This window comes from Mycobacterium sp., assembly GCF_019243155.1.
GTDB lineage: Bacteria > Actinomycetota > Actinomycetes > Mycobacteriales > Mycobacteriaceae > Mycobacterium.
Genome location: NZ_JAFAUS010000447.1, coordinates 1 through 3,071, shown reverse-complemented (window position 1 = coordinate 3,071; position 3,071 = coordinate 1). Strand labels below are relative to the sequence as shown.

Here is a 3,071-nt window from a genome sequence, read left to right as displayed (position 1 = left end):
ACCGATGGACGAACAACAAAATCACCCGGAAACCCAACGCCCTGCTGCTCCCCAGCCGTCCGAGAGCGGCGCGCAATCGAGCGCGCCCGGCCCGGTGAAACGCCACCGCGGCCGCACCGTCGCACTGATCGTCGCGGCGCTGGTCGTGGTCGGTGTCGTGCTGTGGCTCTGGCATCCGTGGGGCGGGCCCGGCAGCGGCGCGAGCGCGCCGGGTGCCGCGAGCGGCGCGCGCACCGGCCGCTTCGGCCGCGGCGGCGCGAACGCGATGGCCAACATGGCGCAACCGGTGCACGTCGCGGCGGCGACGCAGGGCGAGATGCCGGTCGTGCTGACCGCGCTCGGCACGGTCACGCCGCTCGCCACCGTCACGGTCAAGACGCAGATCAACGGCCAGCTCGTCGAGGTCGCCTTCAAGGAAGGGCAGAGTGTCGAAAAGGGCGATTTCCTGGCCCAGATCGACCCGCGGCCGTACCAGGTCGCGCTCGCCCAGGCCGAGGGGCAATTGGCCAAAGACACCGCGGCGCTGAAGAACGCCGAAGTCGATTTGGCCCGCTACCGCACGCTGGTGGCGCAGAACTCGCTGGCGCGGCAGACGCTCGACACGCAGGCCGCCACGGTGCAGCAGAACCGCGGCGTGGTGCAGGCCGACCAGGCGCAGGTCGACGCACAGAAGCTGAACCTGACCTATTGCCGCATTGTCGCGCCTGTCGGCGGGCGGGTCGGATTGCGCCAGGTCGACCCCGGCAATTACGTCCAGACCAGCGACGCCAACGGAATCGTCGTGATCACGCAGCTGCAGCCGATTTCGGTGATCTTCACGCTGCCGGAAGACAGCTTGCAGACCGTGTTGAAGCGGCTGCACGACAGCGCGGTATTGCAGACCACGGCCTTCGACCGCACGGGCGCCAGCAAGCTCGACGCCGGCCGGCTCGAAACGATCGACAACCAGATTGACCCGACCACCGGCACGGTCAAACTGCGCGCCGCGTTCGACAACCACGACCTGTTGCTGTTTCCCAACCAGTTCGTCAACGTCCAGTTGCTGGTCGAGACGATGCAGGGCGCGACGGTAATCCCGGTCTCGGCGGTGCAGCGCGGCGCCCCCGGCACCTTCGTCTATGTCGTCAAGGACGACAGCACGGTGGCCGCGATCCCGGTGACGCTGGGCCCCGGCCAGGGCGCGCAGGTCGCGGTGACCAAGGGCTTGCAACCCGGGCAGATGATCGTCACCGACGGCGCCGACCGGCTCAAGGACGGCGCCAAGGTGACGCTTGCCGGCGGCAACCGGCAGAATGCCGCCGGGGGCGCGCCCCCGGCCGCCGAGCCGGCCGCGGACAAGCCGGCGGAGCCGCAGCAACAGCGCCAGCGCGGCCAGGGACAAGGCGCCCAGGGACAAGGCGGCCAGGGACAAGGACAGGGACGCCGCCGGGGCAGCGAGTGACGAAACTCGAAGGCGGCCGATTGAACCCTCTCCCGCACTGCGGGAGAGGGGGGACCGCCCGCGACAGCGGGCGGTGGGTGAGGGCCGCGGGTGCAGCATTGCCCTCACCCGTCTCCGCGCTACGCGCTGAGCCACCCTCTCCCGCGGTGCAGGAGAGGGGCAATCGACCTGCGGACGCAGAGCGGTGAGCCCGTCGCGGCTGTTTATTCTGCGGCCGGTCGCGACCTCGCTGCTGATGGTCGCGATCATGCTGGTCGGGCTGTTCGCGTTCCGCTTCCTGCCGATTTCGGCCTTGCCGCAGGTCGACTATCCGACGATCCAGGTGACGACGCTGTACCCTGGCGCGAGCCCGGACGTGATCACCTCGTCGGTGACGGCGCCGCTCGAAGTGCAGCTCGGGCAGATGCCCGGGCTGACGCAGATGGCCTCGGTCAGCTCGGCCGGCGCCTCGGTCATCACATTGCAGTTCAACCTCAACCTCGCCCTCGACGTCGCCGAACAACAGGTTCAGGCGTCGATCAACGCCGCCGGCAACCTGCTGCCGTCGGACCTGCCCGCGCCGCCGATCTACGCCAAGGTCAACCCCGCCGACGCGCCGATTCTGACGCTCGGCCTGACCTCCTCGACATTGCCGCTGACCCAGGTCGAAGATTTGGCCGATACCCGCTTGGCTCAAAAGATTTCGCAGCTTTCGGGGGTCGGCCTGGTCAGCGTCAGCGGCGGCCAGCGGCCGGCGGTGCGCATCCAGGCCAATCTGCGCCAGCTCGCCGCCTACGCGCTCAACATCGACGACCTGCGCACGACGATCAACAGCGCCAACGTCAACACGCCAAAGGGCAATTTCGACGGACCGACGCGCGCCTACACGATCAACGCCAACGACCAACTGAAGAGCGCGAAGGAGTATCTCGATCTCGTCGTCGCTTACCGCAACGGCGCGCCGGTGCGGCTGTCCGATGTCGCGGTCGCGCGCGATGCGCCGGAAAACATCAAGCTCGCCGGCTGGATGAACACGACCCAGGCGGTGGTGCTCAACATCCAGCGCCAGCCCGGCGCGAATGTGATCGAGGTCGTCGACCGCATCCAGGCGCTATTGCCGAGCCTGCGCGCGGCGATGCCGGCGTCGGTCGACGTTACCGTGCTGACCGACCGCACCAACACGATCCGCGCGTCGGTCGCCGATGTCGAATTCGAGCTCGGCCTCGCCGTCGTCCTCGTCGTCCTGGTGATCTTCCTGTTCTTGCGCAGCCCGTCGGCGACATTGATCCCGAGCCTGTCGGTGCCGCTGTCGCTGGTCGGCACCCTGGCGGTCATGTACCTGGCCGGGTTCAGCCTGAACAACCTGTCGCTGATGGCGATGACGATCGCGACCGGGTTTGTCGTCGACGACGCGATCGTGATGATCGAGAACATCACCCGCTACATCGAGGAGGGCGACCCGCCGCTCGAAGCGGCGCTCAAAGGCTCCGAGCAGATCGGCTTTACGATCATCTCCCTGACCGTATCGCTGATCGCGGTGCTGATCCCACTATTGTTCATGGCCGACGTCGTCGGCCGGCTGTTCCGTGAATTCGCAATCACCCTGTCGGTGACGATCGTGATCTCGGCCATCGTGTCGCTGACGCTGGTG

The 3,071-nt window shown here is 67.9% G+C and carries 2 protein-coding genes; both read left to right on the top strand.

Annotated features, from left to right (window positions below; translation table 11 throughout):
• On the top strand, window positions 1–1,441 hold a 1,441-nt coding region (locus JOZ00_RS23015; protein WP_293348572.1), incomplete at its 5' end, for an MdtA/MuxA family multidrug efflux RND transporter periplasmic adaptor subunit.
• Window positions 1,442–1,625: 184 nt separating this feature from the next.
• A partial coding sequence (locus tag JOZ00_RS23010; protein ID WP_293348569.1) for an efflux RND transporter permease subunit occupies window positions 1,626–3,071 on the top strand: 1,446 nt, incomplete at its 3' end.